The 2832-nt window shown below is 50.4% G+C and carries 3 protein-coding genes; all 3 read right to left on the bottom strand.

What is annotated here, in order from left to right:
- On the bottom strand, nucleotides 1-714 hold a 714-nt coding region (locus tag TX77_RS10675; RefSeq protein ID WP_044505085.1), incomplete at its 3' end, for a sugar ABC transporter permease.
- A complete protein-coding gene (locus TX77_RS10680; protein ID WP_042171543.1) occupies nucleotides 711-2231 on the bottom strand; it encodes a xylose ABC transporter ATP-binding protein in 1521 nt (506 codons plus the stop codon). The genes TX77_RS10680 and TX77_RS10675, both read right to left, overlap by 4 nt.
- Nucleotides 2232-2388: 157 nt before the next feature.
- Nucleotides 2389-2832: substrate-binding domain-containing protein (locus tag TX77_RS10685; RefSeq protein WP_230198126.1), on the bottom strand; the 444-nt coding region annotated here is incomplete at its 5' end.

Raw genomic sequence — 2832 nt, forward strand, 5'->3', positions numbered from 1 at the left:
AACCGGAATGCCTTTGTAGCTGTTCATAACGCCAACGAAGCCGAGAATAAGAGCGCCGGTAACTCCCATGCGAAGCAAAGTAACGGCAAGCGGTTCAACATCAAATCCGTAACGGATGCGGGATGAGCGTTTCCGCAGCAGCAGTACAGCCGCAATCAGCAATCCAACTATGCCGAAAATCCAACCGATAATATCCGACGTGTAATGTTGGCCGATTGCTTTAAGACCAGGCGACAGAGGTGCTACCGTTACGCTGCCTGTCGTTCCGAATAATGCACCACGGAAGATAAGCATGCCGCCTAGCGTAACGATAAATGCCGGCACCGCCTTATAAGCGATGATCCAGCCTTGAATAAATCCGACGATCGCGCCAAGTGCCACTGCGGTAATGACGACCGGAATAGCCGGCCAATCATACCAGACGTTGAGCATGGCTGCCACACCGCCGACTAAACCAACTAGTGATCCGACCGACAAATCGATATGTCCGGCAACGATGACCAGTACCATGCCGATAGCGAGAATTGCCGTAACAGACATTTGCAGAAATAAGTTTGAAAGATTCGTAGGAGACAGGAACCGTTCATGCAGCAGCGAGAACAATACCCATATCGCAATTAGCGCACCAATCATCGTATAAGCGCGCGCATCGAATTTAAACCAGTTTTGTACGCGTGACGGCTGCACCGGCACCGTTTCCGTTTTTGCGCTCATCGTTCTTTCCCTCCTGTCGCAGCCGTCATAATCGCCTGCTGTGTCGCTTCCTCCGCCGTAAATTCCGCCGCCCGCTTCCCTTCCGCAATAACCATAATGCGGTGACTCATTCCGAGAAGCTCGGGCAGCTCGGAGGAGACCATAATGATCGCAACGCCCTGCCGGATCAGCTCATTCATAATCGTATAAATTTCAAACTTGGCACCAACATCGATACCGCGGGTTGGCTCATCAAGAATTAGAATCTTCGGTTTCGTCATCAACCACTTGCCGAGTACGACCTTTTGCTGATTGCCTCCGCTTAATGTGCCGACAATCGTCTCCACCGAGTTCGCCTTAATTTGCAGAGAACGGATATATTCATTGCCCCTGATGACTTCACGATTTGGATCGATCACGCCGCCCGATGCAATCTGATTCAGACTGGCCATCGTTACGTTGCTCTTCACATCCATGCCGAGTACAAGGCCGAATTTTTTTCGATCTTCGGAGACCAGCGCCATCCCATGCCGGATCGCATGCTGCGTGTGCTTGATTTTGACATGCTTCCCTTCAATCTCGATTCTTCCGACAGCTGCTCCCGGATAGGAGCCGAACAGACTCATTACAAGCTCTGTCCGGCCTGCGCCCATTAGACCGGCAATGCCGAATATTTCACCCTGCCGTACCTGGAATGAAATATTGTCGATGACCTTTCGATCCAAATCGGGATGCATAACAGTGTAGTTCTCCACTTTCAATATAACGTCGCCCGGCACCGCCTCGATCCGAGGAAACAGTTCCTTTAGCTCCCGCCCTACCATAAGTGAGATAACCTGTTCTTCATTGATATCTTTGGCATCATAGGTGCCAATTGTTTTGCCGTCACGCAGAACAGTGACTGAATCCGCTATGCTGAATACTTCCTTCAGCTTGTGCGAGATATAGATACAGGTAACGCCGCGTTTCTTGAACTCGCGAAGGATCGATAGCAAAATTTCAACCTCTTGCTCGGTCAACGCTGCCGTCGGCTCATCGAGAATAAGAATATTGGCTTTCTTGGACAACGCTTTGGCTATTTCCACCTGCTGCTGCTTGCCGATGCCCAGCGTACCGGTTCTTGTCTCCGGGCTGACATCGGTTAAGCCTACCTCTGAAAGCCATTTCTCGCTTTCCTTGAAAACCCGCTCCCAATTAATGATCCCAAAGCGGGCCAGCTCCTTGCCGAGATATAAATTCTCGGCAATGGACAAGTCCTTCGCTAGCGCCAGCTCCTGATAAATAATGGCGATTCCGGATTCCTCCGCATCCTTGATGCTGGAGAAGCGCTTCACTTCACCGTTGATAAGAATCTGCCCATTATAGCTGCCTGAAGGGTAGAGTCCGCTGAGCACTTTCATCAACGTTGATTTGCCGGCGCCATTCTCTCCGCATAAGGCGTGAATCTCACCTTTCTTTACCGTCAATGTCACATCGTTCAGCGCTTTCACGCCGGGAAATTCTTTCGTAATATTCCGCATCTCCAATGCAGCCGTCATGCCTCGTTCACCCCGCTCGCTCTTGCCTTTTTATTTCGCGTTTTTGTAGACATCTTCTTTCGAATGGAAACCGTCAGCGATAACCGTTGCATCAATATTGTCCTTCGTAACGGCAATCGGGTCGAGGAGAATGGATGGAACATCAATTTTGCCATTGTTACTTTTTGTCCGCGCCTACATCTTCGCCTTTGGCCAGCTTAACAGCCAGTTCAGCTGCTTTCTCTGCCAGTGCCTTAATCGGTTTGTAGACCGTCATCGTTTGCGTTCCTTCGATAATACGTTGTGCCGCAGCCAGCTCAGCATCCTGTCCGGATACTGGAATTTTGCCTGCAAGCCCTTGCGCTGTCAAAGCTTGAATCGCGCCGCCAGCTGTTCCGTCATTCGCAGCTACGACCGCATCGATTTGGTTGTTGTTCGCAGTCAAAGCGTTCTCCATGTTGGACAAAGCTGCTGCAGGGTTCCAGTCTTTCGACCACTGATCGTATACGATTTGGATGTCGCCGCTATCGATATACTTTTGCAGCACGTTCATTGCGCCCTTCTTAAACAGATGCGCGTTGTTGTCCGCTTCCGAACCGCCAATGTATACGTATTTGCCTTT

It is taken from the genome of Megasphaera massiliensis (genome assembly GCF_000455225.1).
Lineage (GTDB): Bacteria > Bacillota > Negativicutes > Veillonellales > Megasphaeraceae > Megasphaera > Megasphaera massiliensis.

What these genes read in the sequence shown, in the direction of transcription:
- TX77_RS10680 (WP_042171543.1), bottom strand. Translation starts at nt 2,231, where the DNA reads ATGACGGCTGCATTGGAGATGCGGAATATTACGAAAGAATTTCCCGGC.